Annotated in this window: 20 protein-coding genes; 8 read left to right on the plus strand and 12 right to left on the minus strand. The window is 60.4% G+C overall.

The annotated features are described in order from the left end of the window. Positions 1–46: 46 nt before the first annotated feature. Genes OHL18_RS01480 through OHL18_RS01505 form a run of 6 tightly spaced genes read right to left on the minus strand, consistent with a single transcriptional unit; the run spans position 47 to position 4,528 of the window. Entirely contained in the window at positions 47–298 is a 252-nt protein-coding gene (locus OHL18_RS01480) for a CsbD family protein (RefSeq protein WP_263373064.1), read from the minus strand. Between the two features lie 53 nt (positions 299–351). Then, the gene (locus OHL18_RS01485) at positions 352–876 is read right to left on the minus strand and encodes a DUF4262 domain-containing protein (RefSeq protein WP_263373065.1); all 525 of its coding nucleotides are present in this window, start codon (positions 874–876) and stop codon (positions 352–354) included. After that, entirely contained in the window at positions 873–2,189 is a 1,317-nt protein-coding gene (locus OHL18_RS01490; RefSeq protein ID WP_263373066.1) for a dihydroorotase, read from the minus strand. The genes OHL18_RS01485 and OHL18_RS01490 overlap by 4 nt, the downstream gene beginning before the upstream one ends. Next, positions 2,186–3,154 carry an aspartate carbamoyltransferase catalytic subunit gene (locus tag OHL18_RS01495; protein WP_263374568.1) on the minus strand — a complete coding sequence of 323 codons (969 nt, stop codon included), beginning with the start codon at positions 3,152–3,154 and terminating at the stop codon, positions 2,186–2,188. Before OHL18_RS01495 ends, OHL18_RS01490 begins: the two co-directional genes overlap by 4 nt. Positions 3,155–3,174: 20 nt before the next feature. Further along, entirely contained in the window at positions 3,175–3,768 is a 594-nt protein-coding gene (pyrR, locus tag OHL18_RS01500; RefSeq protein WP_263373067.1) for a bifunctional pyr operon transcriptional regulator/uracil phosphoribosyltransferase PyrR, read from the minus strand. A gap of 37 nt (positions 3,769–3,805) precedes the next feature. Then, positions 3,806–4,528 carry a hypothetical protein gene (locus OHL18_RS01505; RefSeq protein WP_263373068.1) on the minus strand — a complete coding sequence of 241 codons (723 nt, stop codon included), beginning with the start codon at positions 4,526–4,528 and terminating at the stop codon, positions 3,806–3,808. A gap of 235 nt (positions 4,529–4,763) precedes the next feature. Between OHL18_RS01505 and OHL18_RS01510 the strand changes: the two genes are divergently transcribed. Next, positions 4,764–6,998 carry a beta-glucosidase gene (locus OHL18_RS01510; RefSeq protein WP_263373069.1) on the plus strand — a complete coding sequence of 745 codons (2,235 nt, stop codon included), beginning with the start codon at positions 4,764–4,766 and terminating at the stop codon, positions 6,996–6,998. A 143-nt stretch (positions 6,999–7,141) separates the two neighbouring features. Next, entirely contained in the window at positions 7,142–7,930 is a 789-nt protein-coding gene (locus tag OHL18_RS01515; protein WP_263373070.1) for an SDR family oxidoreductase, read from the plus strand. A 32-nt stretch (positions 7,931–7,962) separates the two neighbouring features. Here OHL18_RS01515 and OHL18_RS01520 read toward each other — a convergent pair whose 3' ends face one another. Next, the gene (locus OHL18_RS01520; RefSeq protein ID WP_263373071.1) at positions 7,963–8,703 is read right to left on the minus strand and encodes a YcbK family protein; all 741 of its coding nucleotides are present in this window, start codon (positions 8,701–8,703) and stop codon (positions 7,963–7,965) included. A 261-nt stretch (positions 8,704–8,964) separates the two neighbouring features. Here OHL18_RS01520 and OHL18_RS01525 point away from each other — a divergent pair, with 261 nt between their 5' ends. Beyond that, a complete protein-coding gene (locus tag OHL18_RS01525) occupies positions 8,965–9,108 on the plus strand; it encodes an SDR family oxidoreductase (RefSeq protein WP_263374569.1) in 144 nt (47 codons plus the stop codon). A gap of 105 nt (positions 9,109–9,213) precedes the next feature. Then, positions 9,214–9,885 (plus strand): hypothetical protein, encoded by a 672-nt coding sequence (locus OHL18_RS01530; protein ID WP_263373072.1) that lies wholly within the window; start codon positions 9,214–9,216, stop codon positions 9,883–9,885. 147 nt (positions 9,886–10,032) lie between these two features. Here the strand turns inward: OHL18_RS01530 and OHL18_RS01535 are convergent, their stop codons facing one another. After that, on the minus strand, positions 10,033–11,103 hold the full coding sequence (locus OHL18_RS01535; protein WP_263373073.1) for an aldose epimerase family protein: 1,071 nt from the start codon (positions 11,101–11,103) through the stop codon (positions 10,033–10,035). Between the two features lie 211 nt (positions 11,104–11,314). Here OHL18_RS01535 and OHL18_RS01540 point away from each other — a divergent pair, with 211 nt between their 5' ends. After that, a complete protein-coding gene (locus tag OHL18_RS01540) occupies positions 11,315–12,538 on the plus strand; it encodes an SGNH/GDSL hydrolase family protein (RefSeq protein WP_263373074.1) in 1,224 nt (407 codons plus the stop codon). 72 nt (positions 12,539–12,610) lie between these two features. Here the strand turns inward: OHL18_RS01540 and ndk are convergent, their stop codons facing one another. Both ndk and OHL18_RS01550 read right to left on the minus strand, forming a co-directional pair. Beyond that, a complete protein-coding gene (ndk, locus tag OHL18_RS01545; protein ID WP_263373075.1) occupies positions 12,611–13,027 on the minus strand; it encodes a nucleoside-diphosphate kinase in 417 nt (138 codons plus the stop codon). 118 nt (positions 13,028–13,145) lie between these two features. Beyond that, positions 13,146–14,708, minus strand: a complete 1,563-nt coding sequence (locus OHL18_RS01550; RefSeq protein WP_396274220.1) for an alpha/beta hydrolase-fold protein — start codon at positions 14,706–14,708, stop codon at positions 13,146–13,148. A 255-nt stretch (positions 14,709–14,963) separates the two neighbouring features. Here OHL18_RS01550 and OHL18_RS01555 point away from each other — a divergent pair, with 255 nt between their 5' ends. Both OHL18_RS01555 and OHL18_RS01560 read left to right on the plus strand, forming a co-directional pair. Then, entirely contained in the window at positions 14,964–16,451 is a 1,488-nt protein-coding gene (locus tag OHL18_RS01555; protein WP_263373077.1) for a glycoside hydrolase family 30 protein, read from the plus strand. A 57-nt stretch (positions 16,452–16,508) separates the two neighbouring features. Beyond that, complete coding sequence (locus OHL18_RS01560) at positions 16,509–19,340, plus strand: M16 family metallopeptidase (protein WP_263373078.1); 2,832 nt, start codon at positions 16,509–16,511, stop codon at positions 19,338–19,340. 224 nt (positions 19,341–19,564) lie between these two features. On the opposite strand, the gene sucD is transcribed toward OHL18_RS01560, so the two are convergent. Continuing rightward, positions 19,565–20,455 carry a succinate--CoA ligase subunit alpha gene (gene sucD, locus OHL18_RS01565; protein WP_263373079.1) on the minus strand — a complete coding sequence of 297 codons (891 nt, stop codon included), beginning with the start codon at positions 20,453–20,455 and terminating at the stop codon, positions 19,565–19,567. A gap of 547 nt (positions 20,456–21,002) precedes the next feature. Continuing rightward, a complete protein-coding gene (gene sucC, locus OHL18_RS01570) occupies positions 21,003–22,175 on the minus strand; it encodes an ADP-forming succinate--CoA ligase subunit beta (protein WP_184218465.1) in 1,173 nt (390 codons plus the stop codon). A gap of 91 nt (positions 22,176–22,266) precedes the next feature. Here sucC and trpD point away from each other — a divergent pair, with 91 nt between their 5' ends. Then, the gene (gene trpD, locus OHL18_RS01575) at positions 22,267–23,376 is read left to right on the plus strand and encodes an anthranilate phosphoribosyltransferase (RefSeq protein WP_263373080.1); all 1,110 of its coding nucleotides are present in this window, start codon (positions 22,267–22,269) and stop codon (positions 23,374–23,376) included. Positions 23,377–23,417: the final 41 nt, after the last annotated feature.

Genomic DNA, 23,417 nt, shown 5'->3' on the forward strand with positions numbered 1-23,417 from the left:
CCGGCCCGCTCTCAGTGGACCTGAACGAAGTCCTAGCGCCTAACTTCTACTTCGTGGTCGCGTTCGAAGGCCGCAGCCTCCGCAGATTTCGCTTCGGCGTCGTATTTCGCGGAGCGGGCGCGGTCGACGAGGTCTCGGCAGCATCTTTCACGTTGCCCCAGGCTTCGCGGGCTTTGCCTTTGAGTTGGTCTTCCTTACCGGCGTTCTTCAGGGCCGGATCGTTCACAAGGACTCCGGCTGACTCCTCAATGCGACCGCCGATCTTCTGCAGCGTTCCCTTGATGGTGTCGTTATTCATGGCCACTCTCCTACTTGCTCCTGAATAGAGTGGGAAAGATGGCGGCGGGTTGGCTAGTGGTGGCGACGTTTTGGCTTTAGTTCGGCCGATGGGGGAAGGCCCGTCAGAATTGGCTGTACCCACCGCAGATAGTCGTCCGCCGCGTCATCCCAAGGATAGACACCCGAGGTGTTCGGCCAAAGCATCTGAACTGCGGGAAATTCAGTGCCGTCGTAGAACCATTCTGCCCAACCTAAGTGCTCCTTGTATTGATCGAGAGGAAGAGCTTGAAAATAGACCGTGAAGCCAGGCAGAACACCTTCCGCGCTCTCGCCATCGCGAAACGATCTACCGAGCTTAGTTTCATTCTTGATGTAGTTGATGACAGATTGCCGCAGGTCGGACTTCAGTCCGTAGATCAGCACCTCGGGGTGGTTCCTTGTATGCCAAAGCCCGACGGAATAGGAGAACTCCGGCTCTTCTCCTTCCGCGTCGAAGATATGCAAGATGTGGACGCCGGATCTCTTGATGTCAGCGATCAGCTTGCGTTCGCCCTCGTCTGTTGCTCGGCTTGAGGCTACACGTTCGGCGGAGTTCACCGAGCGGTACCGTGGCGATGGACGACACGGCCTTCGCTGATCGTCGCGTGGACTCGTCCTAACATCGGGGCTTGATCGAACGGAGTGTTCTTTGACTTCGAGAGCGACTGCGCCGCTGCGAAGGTCCACTCGGCGGCTGGGTCGAAGAGAACGATGTCCGCGTAGTTCCCTGCCTTCAGGCTGCCGCGATCTTTCAGATGGATGATCTTTGCGGGGTTGTTGCTCATCAATGCGACGATGTGTGCCACGGGCAGGCCGTGTTGGCGGTGGAGGACGCGCAGCGCAAGTCCGAGCGCCGTCTCGATGCCGGTGATACCGTTCGGGGCACGCTCGAACTCGACCTCTTTCTCGTGGGCCGCGTGGGGGGCGTGGTCGGTTGCGATGCAGTCGACGGTGCCGTCGAGGATCGCCTCGATGACGGCAAGGCGGTCGGTCTCGGCGCGAAGAGGCGGGTTCATCTTCGCGTTGGTGTTGTAGCCCTCGAGAGCATCGTCGGTCAGCGTGAAGTGATGGGGTGCGGCCTCGCAGGTGACGTGCAGGCCCTGCTGCTTGGCCTGGCGAATCGCCGCCAGCGCTTTGGCGGTCGAGACGTGCTGGACGTGGAGATGCGGGCGGAGTCCTTCATCGCTCTCGATCTCGCGGAGGAGAGCGATGTCGCGTTCGACGATGTTCGATTCGGCCTCGACCGTCATGCCGCGCAGGCCGAGACGGAAGGCGACCGGGCCAGCGTGCATGCTGCATCCGCCGGTCAGGCGCGTGTCCTCGGCGTGCTGCGAGACCGGAAGTCCCATCCGCGCGGCGGTGACCAAGGCGGCGCGCATGACGTGGTCATCAAGGATGGGCTTGCCGTCATCGGTGAAGCCTACGGCACCGCCCATGGCCAGAGCCTCGTAGTGCGTAAGGTGTTCGCCCAGAGAGCCTTGCGTGGCGGCGGGCATGGCGAGGAGGTTGATCGCGGAGTTGCGCTCGGGCGCAAGCATCCAGGTCAGGGACTCGACCGTGTCGTTGACCGGGACGGTGTTCGGCATGGCGACGACTGTGGTGTAGCCGCCGGCGGCGGCGGCACGGGTGCCGGTCGCGATGGTCTCTTTCCAGGTCTGACCGGGCTCGCGGAGATGGACGTGGACATCGATGAAGCCCGGCGCGAGGGCCAGACCGGCCGCGTCGATCGTGTCTTTGATCTCGAGCGTCGTGAACGCGCCGGGATGTTCGATGGCAGAGATGCGGCCTTCGCGAACGAGAACATCCTTTTGCGCGTCAAGCGAGGTTGCTGGATCGATAACGTGGGCGTTGCGGATAAGGAGGTCGGTCATGCGTTTACTCCCAGCGCTCGCACGAGCAGGGCCGTCCGAATTGCGAGGCCGTGGCGCACCTGCTCTTCGATGGCAGAGTTGGGACCGTCGGCAACCTCGCTCTGAATCTCAAGGCCGCGGATCATCGGACCGGGGTGCATGACGAGCACATTCGGAGCGTGAGCGGCGATGCGGGCCTCCGTCAGTTGATAGCCTTCGATATAGGCAGCAAGATCGAGCGACAGGCCAGCAAGGCGTTCCTTCTGAATTCGGAGCATCATCGCAACGCTTGCCTGTGAGAGCGCTCGGTCGAGGTCGCGTTCGATCTCGATAGCAGGATGGAGGCTTAGGGCCTCCCTGGGCAGCAGAGGTTCCGGCCCGCAGAGAATAACGCGGGCTCCGAGGCGCGGCAGCAGCATCGCATTCGAGCGCGCGACGCGGCTGTGGCGGATGTCGCCGGTGATAACGACCGTGACCCCCTTAAGGCAGGTCTCGCTTGCCGATGCAGCATCAAGGCCGAGCCTGGTGAGCATCGTGCGGAAGTCGAGTAGAGCTTGCGAGGGATGTTCATGCATGCCATCGCCGGCGTTCAATACGGGCAGGCCGGTCATGCGAGCAAGCAGGTCAGGAGCTCCGCTGGCGTTGTGACGAAGGATGATGGCCTCCGCACCCAGCGCACGGAGGGTGATGCCGGTGTCCTTGAGCGACTCGCCCTTTTCGATGGAGGAGGACTTATCGCTGACCAGCGTCGTCGTCGCGCCGAGCGACTTTGCGGCAAGCTCGAAGGAGGTTCGAGTGCGCGTGCTGGACTCGTAAAAGAGCAGAGCGACGCGGCGGCCGGCCAGGAGCTTCGCACGTTCGGGCGCGGGCATGGCCTCGATACGCGCCGTGGCGGCGAGGATCTCGCTTACATCGGGAATGGAGAGGTGGTTGACGCTGAGCAGCGAGCCGGGGTGGTGCGCGGGGAGTGTGTTCTCAGTTGTCAGTTGCCAGTTCTCAGTGTCGGTTAGGCGGGATCGACAAGTTCGACCAGCAGAACCTGCTCCTGGCCGTCGACTTCGTTGAGTTTGACCTCGATGATCTCGCGCTTGGAAGTCGGGACTGTGCGGCCAGTGAACGTCGCCTGGATGGGCAGTTCGCGATGGCCACGGTCGATGAGGACGAGAAGCTGGACGCTCTTGGGGCGGCCGTGATCGAAGAGCGCGTCGAGCGCTGCCCGGATAGTGCGCCCGGTGTAGAGCACGTCGTCCATCAGGACGATGTCGCGGCCGGTTACGTCGAAGCCGATATCGCCCGGATTGACGACGGGGCGCGGACCGGCGGTGGACAGGTCGTCGCGGTAGAAGCTGATGTCGAGGGTGCCGATGTCGACCGGCTGCTTCTCGATCTTGGCGATCATCGCTCCGATGCGCTGGGCCAGCGGGATGCCGCGGCGCTTGATGCCAACCAGGCCGACATTGGCCGATCCGTTGTTCTTTTCGACGATCTCGTGGGCGAGACGAACGAGCGTGCGTTCAATCTCGGAGGCCGACATGAGACGGCCCTTTTCGCGGAGGTTTGGCTTGGGTTTCGACTTGATCTCTTCGGTGATTTCGCTCATAAAAGGCTCGCCAAATGATAGCAGGTAAGGGCCAGCGTCAGGCCTTTCCGCCGAAGCGCCGGGTGCGTAGTAAGCCACCCACGGCACCGCCAAAGATCGAGATGACCAGAATCGCGAAGAGGATCAGCGAAAACGTGCTCAGAAGCCATGCCGTGCGGAACTGGAGCGAGTTGATCAACGAGAGGCTCTCCGGAGGAACCGGACGGGTCGCAGCAAGCTGATCGACCTGCGCCTTCATCGCAAGAGCGAGTTTCGTGTCGAAGCTGCCCATGATCCGCAGGCTGAAGCGGGCTATGCAAAGACCGGCGGAGAGAGTCGCAGCCAGGATAAAGACCAGCATGATGCCGACCAGGAGGCCGATCCTCGCACCCACGCTGGCATTCATCGCCGCCAGTGGCCGGCGGCGCTGGTAGAGCGCCAAGGTGGTGAGCGACGCGCTGACCACCCATACGGACCCGATCGCCGTAAAATCCGGTAATCCGGCAGCGAGCACGCTCAGCGCGGCGGCGACAACCGAGACGAAGATGGCCCCACGAAGTGCCATCGGCCAGTCAATCCGATTGGGCCGCGGCGGTGGTAGTGTACCGGTCGAGGCCGCGCCTGAAGCGTCGACCGATTCGACCCCCGTCGAAAGCGGCTCGGAGTAATCGGACAGGAGCAGCTGCGGCGCGCCGCAGTGCGGACAGAAGGCGGACCTGCCCTCGCTGGCAGCATGGACATCCGGAAGATCGCCGCCGCAACGGTGACAGGTTTCACTCATACCCTTTTGAGGCTACGCCTGCCTGTCGGCGCGGGCAAGAGAAGTGCGAGCGCACGCGCACCGGAAGTTCTGCGAACCTAGCGAAATGCCGTGACTCAAGCTTGCTGCCGTGACTTAAACCGTTTTAGCAGGTATTTTTTTGAGTGCTAGGAAGCGGGTCTACAACCGCCCGGCCCGAGCCTCGCTGTCTGTAGCGATGAATCCCGAATCGTTCGAATACCGGAGAAACCAGTCCATGCTCCCGCAGATCAAGAGTCTATTTTCAGGGATCGCCCTTGTATCGGTCGTGATGGCCGCCTCAGCATCACTGGCACAGCACGTCCTGCACGGCGGCGATATGCCTGGCGCTGGACCTTTGGTGAAGGACCGTCCCTGGATGAATACGGCGCTCTCTCCTGACGAGCGCGCGGACCTGGTGCTGAAGCAGATGACGCTGGATGAGAAGATCGCGCTTCTGCATGGCAACTCGATGCCGGGATGGCCGGGGCCAAAGTCGCCCTACGAGTATCTGAGCAATGGCGGAGCCGGTTTTGTCTTAGGCGTGGAGCGGCTCGGGATTCCTCTGATCCAGATGAGCGACGCAGCCTACGGCGTGCGCAGCAGCGGAGAGAATGGCCGCTATTCGACCGCGCTGCCGTCTAATCTTGGTTCGGCTGCAAGCTGGGATCCCCAGGCGGCCTGCGACTACGGCGCCCTGATCGGCCGCGAGCTTCGTAACCAGGGCTACAACATGACCCTCGGCGGCGGCACCAACGTCACGCGCGATCCGCGCAATGGTCGCACCTTCGAGTACATGGGCGAAGACCCGGTACTCGCTGGAACGCTGGTCGGCAACCGCATCAAGTGCGAGCAGGCGCAGCACGTCATCGGCGACATCAAGCACTACGCCGTCAACGACCAGGAGAGCGGCCGTAACGAGGTCGACTCCATCATCAGCAAGCGAGCGATGCGTGAGAGCGATCTGCTGGCCTTCGAGATCGGGATCAAGATCGGCAATCCCGGAGCGGTGATGTGCAGCTACAACGCGGTGAATGGCGACTTTGCGTGCGAGAACAAGTATCTGTTGACCGATGTGCTGAAGAAGGACTGGAAGTTTCCCGGCTTCGTACTCTCGGACTGGGGTGGGACGCACAGCACCATCAAGGCATCCGAAGCTGGTCTCGACAACGAAGAGCCGCTGGACGAGTTCTTTGGGCCGAAGTTCAAGGAAGCGGTGCAGGCCGGAACGATCTCGCAGGCCGCACTCGACGAGCATGTCCACCGCATCCTTCGTAGCGAGTTCCTGAGCGGCATCGTCGATTATCCAGTGAAGAAGAGCGTCCCAGACATTGAAGGTGGATGGGCCACCTCACGGAAGATCGCGGAGAGCAGCACGGTTCTGCTAAAGAACGCAGGCGGCGTGCTTCCGCTCGATGCCGCGAAGACGCAGACGATCGCCGTCATCGGCAAGAATGCGGACATGGGCATGATCTCGGGCGGCGGCTCGGCACAGGTGGACCCTCCTGGACGCACGCCGCCGCATTGGCAGGAGCATGTCTGGTTCCCGACATCGCCGCTGAAGGCGATCGCGGCGAAGGGTAAGACGATCACAGCGAAGTACGCCTCGGGGGAAGATGTTGCCGCGGCTGCTGCGCTGGCGAAGAGATCTGACATTGCCATCGTCTTTGCGTATCAGTGGACGAGCGAGGGGATGGACCTTCCGAACCTCTCGCTTGAGGACAATCAGGACAAGCTGATCGACGCCGTTGCAGCAGCGAATCCGAAGACCATCGTCGTGCTGGAGACGGGCACAGCCGTGACGATGCCGTGGAAGGACAGTGTGGCCGGTATCGTCGAAGCCTGGTACGCAGGCAGCAAGGGAGCGGATGCCGTCGCAAACATCCTCTTCGGCGACGTGAACCCGAGCGCCAAGCTGCCGATGACCTTCCCCGTGTCAGAAGCTGACCTGCCGCATCCGCAGCTCGTCGTGCCTCCTCCGGGAGCGCAGGGCCGTGAGGCTGTGATGAAGTCCGGAACGGCAAAGCCGACGTTCTCCGTTCACTACGACGAGGGCCTGAAGGTCGGCTACAAGTGGTACGACGAGGAGAAGAAGCCCGTGCTCTTCCCCTTCGGCTTCGGACTCTCGTACACGACGTATGCGTACTCGGGACTTGAGGTAAAGAAGGGGGGCGAGCCTTCCGTGAAGTTCACCGTGAAGAACACGGGCAGCCGCGACGGCATCGAGATCGCGCAGGTCTACGCTTCCCTTCCCGCAGGTTCCGGCGAACCGCCGAAGCGCCTGGTGGGATGGAGCCGCGTTGCGTTGAAGGCTGGTGAGAGCAAGACCGTCTCGGTTGCCATCGATCCAAAGTATCTCTCCGTATACGATGAGCCGAGTGATGCCTGGAAGCTGCTTCCGGGCGAGTACACGTTGCGTGTTGGCGGGTCTTCGGCCGCGCTCGACCTCACCAAGACGGTTGATTTGAAATAGGGCGAAGACTGTTCGGGTGCCCCATCCATCTCGCCGTTGTCTCTTGCGATGGGTGGGAACGTAGACCGCTCAATGGGCTATGTTGATGAAGCAGATTCCCTTCGGGAATGACAAACAAAAGGGGCAACGGTAACAGGAGACACATGGATCTGGGACTGACAGGCAAGGTCGTCATCGTCACGGGCGGCGGGGTAGGCATCGGCGCGGCGATCTCTCATGCCATTGCGGCGGAGGGTGCCGTGCCGGTCATCCTCAACAACGACACGCCCGCCGTACAAGCGAACCTTGCAACGATGCGCGAGAAGGGCCAGCGCTTCGGCTTCTACGAGATGTGGCTGGACTCGCCGGAAAAGTGCAGGGCGGCGGTCGAGCAGACGGTCGCGGAGTTTGGCCGCATCGATGGGCTGGTGAACAACATCGGCGTGAACGACAAGGTGGGCCTTGCGGATGGGACGCCGGATGAGTTCCTCAAGTCCGTCGAGCGGAACCTGTGGCACTACTACTCCATGGCGCACTATTGCCTGCCGCATCTGAAGGCGTCGAAGGGGGCGATCGTGAACACCGCCTCGAAGGTCGGCTACACCGGCCAGGGTGGGACGTCTGGCTACGCCGCAGCGAAGGGTGCGCAACTGGCACTGACGCGAGAGTGGGCAGTCGAACTCTTTCCCTACGGCATCCGCGTGAACGCAGTGGTGCCTTCGGAGGTCGATACGCCCGCCTACCAGGAGTGGTTGGCGAAGTTCGACGACCCGGCAGCAAAGCTGGAAAAGATCGTCAGGAACATCCCGCTTGATAAGCGCATGACTACCCCGGCAGAGATCGCTTCAACCGTGGTCTTCCTGCTATCGCCAGCGTCAGGGCACACGACGGGCCAGCATGTGTTTGTTGATGGCGGATACGTGCATCTGGACCGGGCAGCAACGGCGGAGTAGTCCTTGCCCTTCGCTATGCGGTCGTTGGCCTCTTAGGCATGACGGCGGTGGTGACGAGAGTGAGCGGCCCTATGTGCATGCGGCGCGTAAGTCCACTCCCGCACCGGTCCGGTATCCACGTGAATGAACTGGCTTTTGGGATAGTACCCTACGCCGCCCGCTCCAAGGGAAAGCGCAGCATCCCGCAGATTCGCCGCAGGAACGCCAGGGACCCGGATATCGAGGGCCTTGGCCTCGATATGCTGCGAATGCTCGGCTGCGTTCGTCGTTCCACTAGCACGGAGCGCATCGTTCGTCTCCTGCGTCCGATAGGCGCTCAGGATCTCGATCATGCTGCTGGACCGGTCCAGCTTCGCGAGGATCGTGTGCAGCACGTCAAAGGTGCGCGGATCGTAGTCTTTCACCTCGTCGTTGTGGCTGTCGTGCAGAAAGGAACTAAGCTGGTCCAAAGCCTCGGGGATATACGTGTCGCCGACCCTGTAGACAACGTCGATGATCTCGCCACTCTGGCGGGCCAGCTTGAGCTCGAACTTCTGGCCATCCTCCGATCCATCCGGCACATCGTCATCGTCGTAGGGGATCAGGCCCATTCCAGGCAGGCTCACGTTGAGCAGCAGGTGCTTCATCGCGTGCAGACGTGGGTGCTTGTGACGTGCGGTACTGCGCGCGCTGGCCGCAGGGCAAGCAACTAACAGCACTCCGAGGGCGGCGAACGTGAGAATTTGGGGGGCGGACGTGAGGCGGCGGATCGAGGTGGCGAGATTCAGTGGCAAACGGCAAGGCTCCTGATGTCGGTTTCAGCATCGTCACATCGCACAACCACATCCCAGTCAAGCCGAAGATCCCGGCCCTGCCGTTGGAGGTGATTGGTGTCACGCTACGGGTAACATGACCCATGATACCGAAATCCAGCCGTCAAGGGCGGCGATTCTAAGGATTTATGAGCGTGCGGGCTCTCACACTTCTGGGTCAGGCTCAGGCCACCTACTTCCCCGTTGACACAGTAGGCTGGCGCCGATCCTGAGAAATATCCGCTGGAGAAGCGGATGACGACGCCCGCGGGGATCGCGGCGACGGTGGTGTTTCTGCTATGGCCGATGTCGGGACATACGACCGGGCAGCATGTGTTTGTCGATGGCGGGTATGTGCATCTGGATCGGGCGAGTACGGCGGGGTAGGGTTACCATAGAGCCCGTGGGGCACATATCTGCTTCTCATAAGCAAACTCTTAGTCAGCCTCAAGAGGATTAACATTGGCAATTAGAAGCTGATGGAGAAGCCATATGAATGATGAGACTCCAGGTACTGCAACCGCAGCGATGCAAGAACAATTCGATGCACTACGCACAATGCTGATCGATATGAGGCAAACCCTTGATGGAACCGAAGGTTCATCCGAAAACAGCAAAAGGCTCGAAATATTTAGAGATGGGTTTTTCTGTATAGAGCTTGCTATGACTTTTTATGAAGAAGCAAACCTGGCGCTCGAAGCTGAGGCTTGGTTTGCGGCCTCAGCCCTTGCTTCTTCGGCTTTAGAGTCGGTGCTTCTATATAAGTGCTGCCTGTCGGAAGGAAGTGTCCGAGCTCTCTCGAAATTTCAAGGGTTGCCGCGAAAATACAACTTAGATTTTGGATTGTTCGTTAGGTCGCTAGATTTGGGCAAGTTGCTTGAAATGGCGAACTCTCTTCATTGGTTTCCGGAGGGAGGGATTCCAAAGACTTTCGCCAACTATCTTGCTGAGCATCTGGATGAAGACTCAATGTCAATCTTGCTCGGATTGTTTATCGACAATCCAAATATTGGGTGCCTCTGTGCAGATCACGTCAAGGAGTATCGAAACCTCCTACATCCGGCTGTTTGCCTTAGGGAAGGCAGGCAGCCTTCGAAAGAAGCCGGTATGACCGCTACATTCCTGCTCCTGATTGCTTTCTCTTCCTTAGCTGGACTTTCATGAGATCAGGCGACAAATCTTGCCCTTCGGACACAAAGATGCAACGGTGATTGAGTCGACTATGCCAAAGAGAAAAAAGAACCTGCTATCGCATTGACCCAAGAAGAGGGCAGTGCGAGAGCAGGTTCTTTATTGCCTATCAACTAAAACCTACTTCTCGACGGTAAACGTAAAGACCGTAGTGCTGTGCATGGTCTGGCCGGGCTTTAGTTCCGTGCTGGGGAACTTGGGGTGGTTTGGGGAGTCCGGGAAGTGCTGGGTCTCCAGGCAGAAGCCGGCGTTCTTCACGTAGACGACGCCCGCCTTGCCCTTGAAGAGTCCGGGGATGGATGTGCCGGCGTAGAACTGGACGCCGGGCTCGGTGGTGGTGACGGTGAGGACGCGGCCGGTGGCCGGGTCGAAGACCTTGGCGGCGAGATGAAGTTCGCCCATCTTTCCATTCAGCACCCAGTTGTGGTCGTAGCCGCCGCCGAGCTTCATCTGCGGGTTGGCGTCCGGGTCGGCCTTGCCGATCTCGGTGGGCTTGCGCAGGTCGAAGGGCGTTCCGGCGACGGGGGCGAGTTCGCCGGTGGGGATGAGGCCGGAGTCGACGGGGGTGTAGTGGTCGGCGTCGATGGTGATGTATTCGCCGAGGATGAGACCGCTGCCCTCGCCCGAGAGGTTGAAGTAGGTGTGGTTGGTTAGGTTGAGGACGGTGTCCTTGGTGGTGGTGGCGGAGTAGTCGATGTGGAGGGCGTCGCCGTGGATGGTGTACTTCACATGGGCGGTGAGGGTGCCGGGGTAGCCCATGTCGCCGTCGGGCGAGACGAGGGTGAACTCGACGCCGCCGGGAATCTCTTTGGCGTCCCAGACCTTCTTGTCGAAGCCGACGGTGCCGCCGTGCAAGGTGTTCGCGTTGTTGTTGGTGGGGATGGTGTAGGCCTTGCCGTCAAGCGAGAACTTGCCAAGCGCGATGCGGTTGCCGTAGCGGCCGACGACGGAGCCGACGTAGGTCTTGTTGTCCGCGACGTAGCCTTCGATGTCGTTGTAGCCGAGGGCGACGTCGGCGACCTTGCCAGACTTGTCGGCGGTCTTGATGGAGACGATGCGCGCTCCGTAGGTGATGAGGCCAACTTCAAGGCTGGGGCTCTTCAGGGTGTACTTGTCGACTGCCGTGCCGTCAGGCAGCTTGCCGAAGGAGGCCTTGGTGACTGCGCCGTGCGCCGCGATAGAGGTTGTCATAGTGAGTAGGATAGCGCGTGCCCATTTCATCGTTGGATTTCCCTCAAACGTTTATTGACTGCCAGGATTCGCTTCGGCCGGTCTTCGTTCCCGTCTTCGAGGATGGAGCGAGACCGGCAGGCACAGTCACTATACGTGAAGCATCAAAGGGTAGTGAAGCGCGGGTAGAATGAAGCGGCTGTTGTTGGCATGGGATTTCTAGGAGGTTGGGATGAGCAGTGTTGGGCGTGTGGTCGTGGGTTTGGGTCTGGCAATTGCTTTGGGCGTCGGAACAGGTCATGCAGCGTCACCGCAGGACCATTGGGTGGGGACGTGGGCTACGGCTCCGCTGGGTGAAGCGAATAAGGCCGACGGGCCGGGATCAGCGGACATGACGCTACGCGAGATTGTGCATGTCTCGCGCGGCGGCGACAGGGTTCGGGTGGAGTTTACGAATGAGTTTGGGACTGATCCGCTGACCATTGGCGCAGCCCATGCAGCGCTGAGCGCGGGTGGAAGCGAGATCAAGCTGGCATCAGCGAATGCGCTGACCTTTGGCGGCAAAAGCTCGATCACGATCCCGCCCGGAGCGATGGTGGTGAGCGATCCGGCGGACTTGAAGCTGCCCGCGCTGTCGGACCTGGCAATCAGCGTCTTTATCCCAGCGCAGCCGCTCACGCACGTGACGCAGCACACCTTCGCCGATCAGACGAATTACATGGCTCCAGGCAATGTCGTTGGCGAGAAGACGCTGACTGCGCCGGAGATATTCAAGCAGTGGCGTTTCGTGAAGGGCGTCGACGTGCTGGGAGCCGCGAGCGACGGGGCGATTGTGACGCTGGGCGACTCGATCACCGATGGTGCCTATGCGACGGAGAACGGGAATGCTCGCTGGCCGGATGTGCTCGCACGCAGACTTCAGGCGGACAAGAAGCTGAATGGGCTGGGCGTGTTGAATCAGGGCATCGGCGGCAACCGCGTGCTACGAGACGGCTACGGGCCTTCGGCAGAGGCTCGCTTCGACCGCGACGTGATGGCGCAGGCGGGCGTGAAGTATCTCATCATCATGGAAGGCATCAACGACATCGGCAACGCGACCAGTCCCACGAATCCGCATGATCCGGTGACGACAGAGGAGATGATCGCCGGCCTCAATCAACTCGTTGAGCGGGCACACATCCACGGTATCAAGGTGATTGGCGCGACGCTGACACCGTATGTCGGTGCGAAGTATCAGTCCGATGCGGGAGAGAAAATTCGCCTCGCCGTGAACGACTGGATTCGGTTGAATAAGTCGTTGGACGGATTGATCGACTTCGACATGGTGACGCGCGACCCCGCGAATCCATCGATGTTTCTGCCTGTGATGGACCACGGCGACCACCTGCATCCGGGAGACGCGGGATATAAGGCGATGGGTGAGGCGGTGGATCTGAAGCTGTTTGGCGGGAAGTAGTTCGTTGTTGTGCGTTGTACGTTGTACGTGCAGACAAAACGTACAACGTACAACTGAGAACGTACAACGCTCTTACGCCAGTTCGAGACCAGCGAAGAAGTAGCCGATTTCAAACGCAGCGGTATCTTCTGCGTCGGAGCCGTGGATGGCGTTCTCTTCGATCGATCCGGCGAACTTCTTGCGAATCGTCCCTTCCTCAGCGTTCGCGGGATTCGTTGCGCCCATCAGCTTGCGCAGGTCGGCGATCGCGTTGTCCTTCTCGAGCACCATCGGGAAGATGGGGCCGCTGGACATGAACTGAGTCAAGGACCCGAAGAACGGACGGGCGGAGTGGACGTGGTAGAAGCCCTCGGCCTGCGCGTTCGAGATGCTGATGCGCTTGATGGCAACGATCTTGAAGCCGGCCTTCTCGATCTCGGCGAGGATGGCGGCGGTGTAACCCTTGCGGACGGCGTCCGGCTTGATGATGCTGAAGGTGCGCTGTGACATGGTGCTCCGTTTCAGTGAACTTTTCGCAAGTTCGTTGATTGATTTTCTCTGTCTAGTTTACCTTGCGTCCGCACAGAATGCGGCTTGCAGCACTAAGTGACGATGAATCGCAGGGAGACTAGTACTTCCAGCTCGTAACATCAGCGCCAGCCGGGGCGGTCTTCGCGATGCGATCCATGATCTTCGGCAGGTACATGGTGTTGTAGTGCAGCCGGGAGTACGCATTTGGCAGCGAGGGATCGCCGTTCCAGCAGTGTTCGGCGCGGGGGCCGTAGAGGACTTCGCCCTCATACGGAACGCCAACGCCGGGCGTGCCGGTGGTCTTGAGGAAGTCCTCCATCAGATAGACGGCGTCGTTCAGGAAGTAGGTATCGTCGCTGCCGACGTAGAGATGGATCTTGCCCCGGAGCTTTGGCCCAATCGTCGTCCATTCCCGCTGCAGCTTCGCGTTCAGGTCGAAGTGCTCCTTCCAATAGGCGGCGACCTTGAGGTCGATCTCGCCGGTCTCCTTGTCGAAGATGGGCTGCGGGTAGCCGTCCGCACCGACGGGCGAGTAGACGGCCTGCCAGATGTCGAACTGCTCGCCGGAGCGGCCGTGATCGCCCAAAGCCGCTTCATACGCGATGTTGTCGCGGACGCTGATCAGCGTGTGGCCGAGGTAGTCGCGCATGGCGGGCTGCTCGACCTGCTTGTTCGCACCCTGGATGTAGAACATGTTCTTCTGCGAGTACAGATCGGTCGTCATGTAGGCGTGGAAGTCGACCGGGTCCGGGCAAGCGGCGAAGGCACCGTTATAGAAGTCGGGGTTGAAGAGTTGTACCGCAAGCGACTCCCAGCCGCCGGTCGATCCGCCGTAGACGAAGCGCGCCCAACCCTGGCCGATGCCGCGGAACTGCTTCTCGATCGCTGGAATCAGCTCTTTCTCGATGGCGCTACCGTAAGGGCCAAGATTGGCGGAGTCGACCGCATAGGAGTCGTCGTAGTACGGATTAGCGTGCTGAATCTTGACAACGAGAACACGCGGAAAATTCGGGCCACTCCACAGCTTGTACTCGTTGTACGCCTCCTGCTGCTGGATGCGGTTGTATCCAGCGAGGTGAAAGCGCTGGGAGTAGTCGGGCTTGAGGTCAGGATCGGGCGGCGTGGTGCGGAAGTCCTCGATGCCGTCGACAAAGTGGTCGTGGAAGATCATGAGCGGGAAGTGCGCCTGCGGGTGCTCATCGAAGCCTTCGGGCACAAGCACGATCGCCGAGAGATAGACGGGCGTACCCCAGAACTTCGAGAGCAGGTCAGATTGAATCTTGATGTGGCGAATGTACTTCGTGTCCGGCTCTGGCTTGATCGGCGGAATGACCTGATCGAGCGTCAGCTTGATCGGCGCGCCCTTCGGCCCGATGTGCAGCTTCACCGGCTTGCTGTAGAGATTGCCCGGAGCGATGTTCCAGTGCTGGCCTTCGCCACGGTCCGGCGCGAGCTTGATGGTGTGGCCATCGGCGCGGTGGAAGGTCTGGTAGATGTTCAGCACCGCCTGCACGGTGTAGTCGCCCTCGGGTACGTCAGCGAGCTTGCGCACCGGGTAGCCGGCGGCGTTGGCCTCGAGCTTCATCGGCTGACCGGGCTTCACGCCATCGACCGTCATGCCGAAGACGATCTGCGAACGCGGCGTGTCGTTGATCTGCATGCGGGGCTCCTCGCTGGCATCGTTCGAGAGCAAAAAGAGCAGACGGCCATCGAGCGACTTCGCGGACTGCGCTGCGGGGAATGACACCGTGACCGGCTGAACGCCTTTGGTCTGCGAGGGCGCGGCAATAGTGAAGATGGCAAGGATTCCTGGAACGCATGAGAACAGGAGTGAACGCATGGGGAACAGTATACAAATGGGCCTGGCGTTCCCTGTGGCTGCTATGCTGCGGTCGGACTTCAAGGAGCAAGAACCATGACGACGAAGCGCTGGACACGCCGGCGAGTTCTGACAACTTCCATGGCCGCGGCAGCCATGGCTATGGGAGGCACGGCGACCTCCGCGATAGCTCAGATGCCCGCTCCCGAGGTCCTTGAAGACGAACGCATCTCCATGGTGACGACGACCGAGGCCAGCGCATGGCAGAAGGGCAAGGTCCTCAAGCCGACGTTTCAGTGGGAGCTACTGAACCTGAACATCGACTCCGCGAAGACAGTAGGACGGCCGATGGAGGGCTTTGGCGGCTGCTTCAACGAGCTTGGCTGGACGTCGCTGAGCGCGCTTGGTGAAAGCGATCGCGAGACGGTGATTCGCGAGCTCTTCCATCCCACCGAAGGCGCGCGGTTCACCTACTGCCGCATGCCCATCGGCGCGAACGACTACGCCACCGAACCCTACAGCCTCGACGAAACCGATGGCGACTTCGCGCTGCAGCACTTCAGCATCGACCATGACCGCGCGACGCTGATTCCCTTTATCCACGCAGCCATAAAGCAGCAGCCAGAGCTGAAGCTGTGGGCTTCGCCATGGACGCCGCCGAGCTGGATGAAGCGCAATCACTTCTACGCCGAAGCGAAGGCCTTTGCGGGCATGAAGGAGAATGGCATTCGCCCGGACCAGCTAGGCCACGATGGCGAAGACATGTTTATCCAGAAGCCGGAGTATTTCAAGGCCTACGCGGAATACTTCGGCAAATTCATCGATGCCTATCGCGCGGAAGGCATCCGCGTCGGCATGGTTATGCCGCAGAACGAGTTCAACTCCGCGCAGAACTTTCCCAGTTGCACGTGGACGCCCGAGGGGCTCGCGCGCTTCATTCGTGAGCTTGGCCCGCAGATGCGGAAACGCGATGTCGACGTCTTCTTTGGGACGCTCGAACGCGGCAACCCGAAGCTGCTTGAGACCGTGATGCTGGACAAGGAAGCGGGCAGCCATATCAAAGGCGTCGGTGTGCAGTGGGCGGGTAAGAACGCGGTCGCGACAATCCACGACGAGTACCCGCAACTCGCGATCTTTCAATCCGAGCAGGAGTGCGGTGACGGAAAGAATAGCTGGAGCTACGCCGGCTACTGCTGGGAGTTGATGAAGCAGTACTTCCGCAGTGGCGCGACCGGCTATATGTACTGGAACATTTCTACCGCGGATGGCGGCGTAAGCACCTGGGGATGGCCGCAGAACTCTCTGATCAGCGTGAATACGGCGGAGAAGACCTTCCGTTTCAACCATGACTTTTACCTGCTGAAGCACCTCACGCATTTCGTTGATGTCGGCGCAAAGATTGCGCGGGCGACGGGGACCTGCGACGACGTGCTCGCGTTCGTCAATCCGGGCGGCACGGCGGTGGCACTCTTGCGCAACGAGCTCTCAGTGCCTCGGCTGGTACAGATTACCGCCGATCACACTACATTTGCGGTGGAACTTCCACCAGACTCCATCAGTACAGTTAAGATGAAGCTGAAGTAAGCACTGCGCCCACTCGGCAGACCGCCGTCGAAAACGATTCATCTTTACTGGAGACTTATGAAGATATTCACTTCCCCGAAGAGCTTGCTCCGCACCGCCGCATCGCTGCTGTTGCTCGGCGCGGGACTGCCTTGCGTTGCTGCCGACGCCCCCGCGAAGTTAAAGCTGCCCGAGCTAAAGTACGAACGCTTTACATTGCCAAACGGCCTCGTCGTGCTGACGCACGAAGACCACCGCCTGCCGCTGGTAGCCGTGGACCTCTGGTACCACGTGGGCCCGCTGAACGAACGCGAGGGCCGCACCGGCTTTGCGCATCTCTTCGAGCACATGATGTTCGAGGGCTCCGAGCACGTCGGCGAGAAGGCACACATCAAGTATGTGCAGGGCGCAGGCGCAACGGACGTCAACGGCACCACGAACTTCGACCGAACCAACTACTTCGAGACCATGCCTGCGAACCAGCTTGAGCTGGCGATGTGGCTCGAAAGCGACCGCATGGGCTTCCTGCTCGAAGGCCTCGACCGCGTGAAGCTGACCAACCAGCGCGACGTTGTCCGCAACGAGCGCAGGCAGCATGAGGGCTCGCCCTACGATCTGGCCGAAGAGGCCGGCTATCATCTCCTCTTCCCCAAGGGACATCCTTACTACGCTTCCGTCATCGGATCGCACGCAGACATCGAAGCCGCGCGCATCGCGGACATCCGCGACTTCCACCAGCACTTCTACACGCCGAACAACGCCAGCATCGCCATCGCTGGAGACTTCAAGCCAGCAGAGTTGAAGGCCCTGCTGATGAAGTACTTTGCCCCCATCCCCGCCGGCCCAAAGGTCGACCCGGTCAACGTCGTGACGCCCGCTATCACCACGCAGAAGCGCGAGACCGTCACCGACACCGTGAAGCTGACGCGGCTCGACTTCTTCTTCCTGCTGCCTGCCGCGTACAAGCCCGGCGATGCGGACGCGCAGTTGCTCAGCCATATTCTCGGCGGAGCAAAGGCCAGCCGTCTCGACCAGGAGTTGGTCTATAAGCGCCAGATCGCGCAGGCTGTCTCCTGCGATGATGATGCGCTGACGTTGACCTCGGTCTTCTCATGCTCCATCACCGTGAAGCCGAATGTGAAGGCCGATGAGATCGAAGCCGCGTTCTGGGAGCAGATCGCGAAGCTGCAGACAGAAGGCCCGACGCAGGATGAGCTCGACTCCGCCCGCACCGTCGACCTGACGCGGAAGATCACCGGTCTGCAGCGCCTCGGCGGATTTGGCGGCATCGCCGACACGCTGAACAGCTATAACCAGATCGCTGGCGACCCTGGCTATCTGCCCAAGGACATCGCCCGCTTCGAGGCCGCAACGACTGCAAGCGTGAAGGGCGTCGCAGCGAAGTATCTAAACAAGAACCAGGCAGTCGTGGTGACCACGGTTCCCGGCAAGAAGGTCGTGGACGATGTGCCGCGCAGCCCGGAGAACACCGACGCCGATGTGAAGCTGGTGAATCCTTATACTCCGGAGTTTGAAAAGGCACAGGAGTGGCGCAAGACCGTACCGAAGCCCGGCCCGGAGCTCGCCTTCCACCTGCCCGTTCCGACTACGTTCACGTTGAAGAACGGCCTGAAGGTCTACCTGATCGAAGACTCGAATCTGCCCGTGGTTGCGGCCACATTGGTCAGCCGCGCCGGTGGCGAGGCAAACCCAACGGACAAGCCTGGGCTGGCATCCTTCACCGCATCGATGCTGGGTGAAGGCACGGAACTCCGCACCTCCACACAGCTTGCCGAAGCCGCCGAGCGCCTTGGAACTCGCGTCGGCGTAGGTGCGGGTATGGACAGCGCCAGCGGCGGCATCAGCGTGCTGAGTAACCATGCCGACGCAGCGCTTGACCTGTTGGCCGATGTCGTCGAGCATCCGGCGTTCCGCCCGCAGGACATCGACCGCCTCCGTAAGCAGCGCCTCATCGGCATCCAGCAGGAGTCGGACAACGTTGGGGCCATTGCCCAGCGCGTAGTTCCGCATGTGCTCTATGGCGATCAGCCTTACGGATTCACCGGCTCGGGAACGACGGCCAGCGTCGAAGGCATCTCGCGCGATGAGCTGAAGGCCTTCTGGGCAGGCCACTATGGTCCGGCTGACTCAGCTTTGATCTTCGCTGGAGACATCAAGGAGCGGGAGGCCCGCGAACTCGCCGAGAAGCACTTCGGCGCGTGGACGGGAGCCGCAACTGGAGCCGTCACACTGCCCCCGCCTCCCGCACCGCCGACGCCTCGCGTCGTCCTTGTCGATAAGCCCGGATCACCGCAGTCTGCCCTACAGGCGGCAGGTCTGGGTGTACCGCGCACATCGCCAGACCTCGAAGCCATCCAGGTGCTGAACTACACGCTGGGGGCAAGCTTCGCGAGCCGCATCAACATGAACCTCCGCGAGGTCCATGGCTATACCTACGGCGCTCGTTCCGGCTTCAGCCTCTACCGCGAAGGCGGCCCCTTCACCGCGGGCGGTCTGGTCAAGACCGACGTCACCGCCGCGGCAGCGAAGGAGCTGGACTTCGAACTGAAGCGCATCCTCACCGTGCCTCCCAGCGACGCCGAGATGAAAAGCGCCAAGGACGCGCTGGTGCAGTCGATTCCGGCGCTCTTCGAGACGACGGCTGCGACAGCGGGCGCGATGTCTTCCATCTTCCTCTACGATCGGCCGCTCGATTACTACTCGAAGCTGCCGGAGCGCTACACGAAGGTCGATCTGGCCGACGTGATCCGCGTGTCGAAGGAGACCATCCATCCCGATCAACTCGTCTACGTCATCGTTGGCGATAAGACGAAGATCGAACAAAGCCTGAAGGACCTGAACCTTGCGCCGATCGAGTACCGGGATGCGCTGGGCAACGTAGTGAAGTAAAGCAGGGGGTAGGGGATAGGGTGTAGAGCAGCACTCCGTTCCCTTCACCCAGCACAGAGAACAAGCAAAGGCCTGAGAGCATCCGCTCCCAGGCCTTTGTTTTGCTACACCCTAAACCCTACACCCTGCGAATCTTTGGGTGCCCCATCCATCGCAGCGTCCGGGGTCCCCGGCGAACGCTCTTTGTTCGCTGGGGTGGCAGAGCGATGGGTGGGACGTAAACCCTAAACCTTACCCAGAACCCGTGCCATCGCCTCACCAATCTCCGCGGGCGACTTCACGACATGAATCCCCGCCGCCTCCATGGCCTTCATCTTCTCCGCAGCCGTGCCCTCGCCACCAGAGATGATGGCTCCCGCGTGGCCCATGCGGCGGCCAGGAGGCGCGGTCTGACCGGCGATAAAGCCTACGACCGGCTTCTTCACATGCTCCGCAATGTACTTCGCCGCAGCCTCTTCGGCGGAGCCGCCAATCTCGCCGATCATGATGATCGCCTCGGTCTCGGGGTCTTCGTTCAGCAGCTTCAGCGCGTCGATATGAGTAGTGCCGATGATGGGATCGCCGCCGATGCCAATGGCCGTCGACTGCCCGATACCACGCGTCGTCAATTGATACACCGCCTCATACGTCAGCGTGCCCGACTTCGAGACGATGCCTACGGAGCCTTCCTTATGAATGCGCCCAGGCATGATGCCGATCTTAGCCTTGCCCGGCGAGATGACGCCGGGGCAGTTGGGCCCGATCAGCGTCGATTTCGAAGACTTCACAATCTCCCACACCTTCACCATGTCGAGCGTCGGGATGCCCTCGGTGATGCAGATGACGAGCGAAATATCACTCGCTGCCGCCTCAAGGATTCCGTCAGCGGCAAACGGTGGAGGAACGAAGATGACCGTGGCGTTTGCGCCGGTCGCGTTCACGGCCTCTTCAACCGTGTTGAAGACGGGCCAGCCTTCGTGGGTGGTGCCACCCTTGCCTGGGGTCACTCCGCCGACGACGATGTCGTAGCCGAACTGCTTGGAGTATTCGGAGCAGCCTTTGGCGTGGAAAGTGCCTTCGCGGCCCGTGATGCCTTGAACGATGAGGCGAGTATTTTTATCGACCAAAACTGACATAAACGACCTTTCGAAAGAACAAGAGAACAGATGACTATGTCTTCAGCAATTTGGCGAGTGCCTGTGCAGCTGGAAAATCACGCTCAGGGCTGCCCTTGTCAAGAAATCCGGGTACATGAATCTGGTTTCGCGACCAGCGTTTCTTGTTCAGAAGATCTTGATTCAACGTAATACAGCGATCAATCAATTGCTGCTCTAATTGCTCGATTATGAGTTTTTGCGCCTCGGTGGCATCTTTCTGCGTGACAAACTTACTGTTATTTCTGAGCGCGATTAGGTGGATATCTAAAGCACCCTTCGCAGCAAGATCGGCAAACTTTCCGTTATTGAAATGTTCTACTAACCGTGAACCGAACTCGCGAACTGTTATGCCTACGTACCAAGGTATCGGGTAACCGCTGCTGGAACCGCCGCGACTATGTAAATTCCGATTGCATATTGGAGTTCTGCATCATCAGCTTGGATCTGTCTATATAAGTCGTTGATGCCATGGCTATCGTGTGAAGAGAGCAAAAAGGGACCATATGTATCGAACATAGCTTTTCCCTTAGCCTTTTGCTGCAGCAACTGCCAAATCAGCCGCTTCTTTCATCGTGGCTCCGACTTCAAACTTCAAGCCTGATTCAGCAAGTATCTTTCGGCCCTCTTCAACGTTCGTACCTTCGAGCCGAAGAATAATTGGGAGTTGCACATTCAATTTCTTTGCAGCGGCTACTACAGCAGTAGCTAGAACATCCACGCGCAGAATTCCGCCGAAGATATTAATGAAAATTGCCTTCACATTCTTATCGCTCAGCAGAATTCCGAAAGCATTTTCAATCTGCTCCTGGTTCGCTCCGCCGCCTACGTCGAGGAAGTTCGCAGCCTTGCCACCGGCGTACTCGATGATGTCCATCGTCGCCATCGCTAGGCCGGCACCGTTGACCATGCAGGCGATCGAGCCGTCGAGCTTGATGTAGTTCAGCGCGTACTTGGAGGCCTCTACCTCAAGCGGATCTTCTTCTGCGAGGTCGCGAAGCTCCTTTAGGTCCTTGTGGCGGAACATCGCGTTGTCGTCGAAGTTGATCTTGCAGTCGAGCGCGAGCAGCTTTCCGTCCTTCGTCGTGATGAAGGGATTGATCTCCATCAGCGTCGAGTCGGTATCGACGAAAGCTTTATAGAGGCCGGTCATGAACTTCACCGCATCGTTGATCTGCGTGGGCAGCAGGCCAAGCTTGAACGCCAGCCGCCGCGCCTGATAGGGCTGGAAGCCGACCGCAGGCTCGATGTACTCCTTGTAGATCAGCTCTGGAGTCGCGTGGGCGACCTCTTCGATCTCCATGCCGCCGCTCTGCGAGGCCATGAAGACGATCTTCGCGCTGGCGCGGTCGAGCACGAGACCGAGATAGAGCTCGCGGTCGATCGCCGAGCCCTCTTCGATCAGCAACCGCTGGACCTTCTGTCCCGCCGGGCCAGTCTGATGCGTGACCAGCTGCATTCCCAGGATGTCTTTCGACCGCGCGACGGCATCATCGAGCGTCTTGACGACCTTCACGCCGCCGCCCTTGCCGCGGCCTCCGGCGTGGATCTGCGCCTTCACCACCACAGCGGCGTTGCCCGCGCTGAAGAGCGACTTCGCGGCGGTCTCGGCCTGCTCGATCGTCATCGCCATCTCGCCGCCGGGGACAGGGACGCCGTACTTGCGAAGAATCTCTTTTGCCTGGTACTCGTGGATCTTCATCGGGGAGCGGTACCGCCTTTTCGCGCGCAATTGTAGCCGGGTAAACGTCTACGCTCCGATACTAGCGGAGCCAGAGGAACAGCGGCAACCGATGGCCGGACAGGTTGAGCGTTTATCGGACAGCGCTCAACTTGGTACTCTTCAAAGGATGGTCCTCAAGCCCTACCTTCGTAGATTGATCGAACAACGCGCTTCGCTCACGCGCGAAGAAGCTCGCGACCTGATGCGGCTCGTACTTCAAATGCGGGCGAGCGACATTGAGATCGCTACGATCCTCGGCGCATTGGCCGCGCGTGGAGAGACATCGGAGGAGATCGCGGGATTCGTCGACGCCATGCGCGAGGCGGCTACAGTCGTACCTCTCCATGAGTCGGAACGAGCGCAGTTAGTCGACACCTGCGGCACCGGAGGCGATGGTGCCAACACCTTCAATATCTCTACCGGAGCGGCCCTGGTCGCAGCAGCGGCGGGAGCGAAAGTCGCCAAACACGGCAATCGCGCGGTCACCTCAAAGAGCGGGTCGGCCGATGTCCTCGAAGTGCTTGGCATCCCGGTAGGGCTTCCGCCTGAAGAGGGTGCCGCGGCGATCCGGCAGCAAGGATTCGCCTATCTGCACGCCCCCGCGATGCACCCTGCGATGAAGGCCGTGATGCCGGTCCGCCGCGCCATCGGTGTGCGGACGATCTTTAATCTGCTCGGGCCGCTTTCGAATCCTGCAGGCGCGCGAGCGCAGGTCATGGGCGTCTACGCAGCGGACCGCGTCCCCGTCGTCGCGGAGGCGATGGGCCTGCTCGGAGTGCGGCACGCCTTCGTGGTGCATGGATACGTTGACTCAGAACGTAGCGCGGGGATGGACGAGCTCTCCGTCAGCGGTCCCAGCATGGTCGCCGAGGTTCGTGATGGCGCAGTAGCTTATTCGACGCTAATGCCTGAAGACGTGGGCGTGGAGCGATCGCCCATTGCGATGCTGCGCGGCGGTGACGCCTTGGAGAACGCCAACATCCTGCGTGCGGTCTTCGCGGGCAAGCCGGGTCCGTGCCGCGATGTTGTCGTGCTGAATGCCGCAGCCGTGCTCGTCACAGCAGGTTGGGCATTGGATCTTCGCGCAGGAGTTGCGTTGGCACAGCAGACCATCGATTCGGGCGCGGTCTTGTCCCTATTACATACACTTGGCGGAACTTCCCTTAGCATCGCCACGTAGAATGCTGTGCAAGCGGCACTTGCCGCTGCGTATACAGGAGA

The organism is Granulicella aggregans (assembly GCF_025685565.1).
In the GTDB taxonomy this organism is placed as follows: Bacteria; Acidobacteriota; Terriglobia; order Terriglobales; family Acidobacteriaceae; genus Edaphobacter; species Edaphobacter aggregans_B.

Coding starts and splice junctions, on each gene's coding strand:
- OHL18_RS01480 (WP_263373064.1), bottom strand. CDS start 298: ATGAATAACGACACCATCAAGGGAACGCTGCAGAAGATCGGCGGTCGC.
- OHL18_RS01555 (WP_263373077.1), top strand. CDS start 14,964: ATGACGACGAAGCGCTGGACACGCCGGCGAGTTCTGACAACTTCCATG.
- ndk (WP_263373075.1), bottom strand. CDS start 13,027: ATGTCACAGCGCACCTTCAGCATCATCAAGCCGGACGCCGTCCGCAAG.
- trpD (WP_263373080.1), top strand. CDS start 22,267: ATGGCCGGACAGGTTGAGCGTTTATCGGACAGCGCTCAACTTGGTACT.
- sucC (WP_184218465.1), bottom strand. CDS start 22,175: ATGAAGATCCACGAGTACCAGGCAAAAGAGATTCTTCGCAAGTACGGC.
- OHL18_RS01515 (WP_263373070.1), top strand. CDS start 7,142: ATGGATCTGGGACTGACAGGCAAGGTCGTCATCGTCACGGGCGGCGGG.
- OHL18_RS01505 (WP_263373068.1), bottom strand. CDS start 4,528: ATGAGTGAAACCTGTCACCGTTGCGGCGGCGATCTTCCGGATGTCCAT.
- OHL18_RS01540 (WP_263373074.1), top strand. CDS start 11,315: ATGAGCAGTGTTGGGCGTGTGGTCGTGGGTTTGGGTCTGGCAATTGCT.
- OHL18_RS01560 (WP_263373078.1), top strand. CDS start 16,509: ATGAAGATATTCACTTCCCCGAAGAGCTTGCTCCGCACCGCCGCATCG.
- OHL18_RS01535 (WP_263373073.1), bottom strand. CDS start 11,103: ATGACAACCTCTATCGCGGCGCACGGCGCAGTCACCAAGGCCTCCTTC.
- OHL18_RS01490 (WP_263373066.1), bottom strand. CDS start 2,189: ATGACCGACCTCCTTATCCGCAACGCCCACGTTATCGATCCAGCAACC.
- OHL18_RS01510 (WP_263373069.1), top strand. CDS start 4,764: ATGCTCCCGCAGATCAAGAGTCTATTTTCAGGGATCGCCCTTGTATCG.
- OHL18_RS01530 (WP_263373072.1), top strand. CDS start 9,214: ATGAATGATGAGACTCCAGGTACTGCAACCGCAGCGATGCAAGAACAA.
- pyrR (WP_263373067.1), bottom strand. CDS start 3,768: ATGAGCGAAATCACCGAAGAGATCAAGTCGAAACCCAAGCCAAACCTC.
- sucD (WP_263373079.1), bottom strand. CDS start 20,455: ATGTCAGTTTTGGTCGATAAAAATACTCGCCTCATCGTTCAAGGCATC.
- OHL18_RS01550 (WP_396274220.1), bottom strand. CDS start 14,708: ATGCAGATCAACGACACGCCGCGTTCGCAGATCGTCTTCGGCATGACG.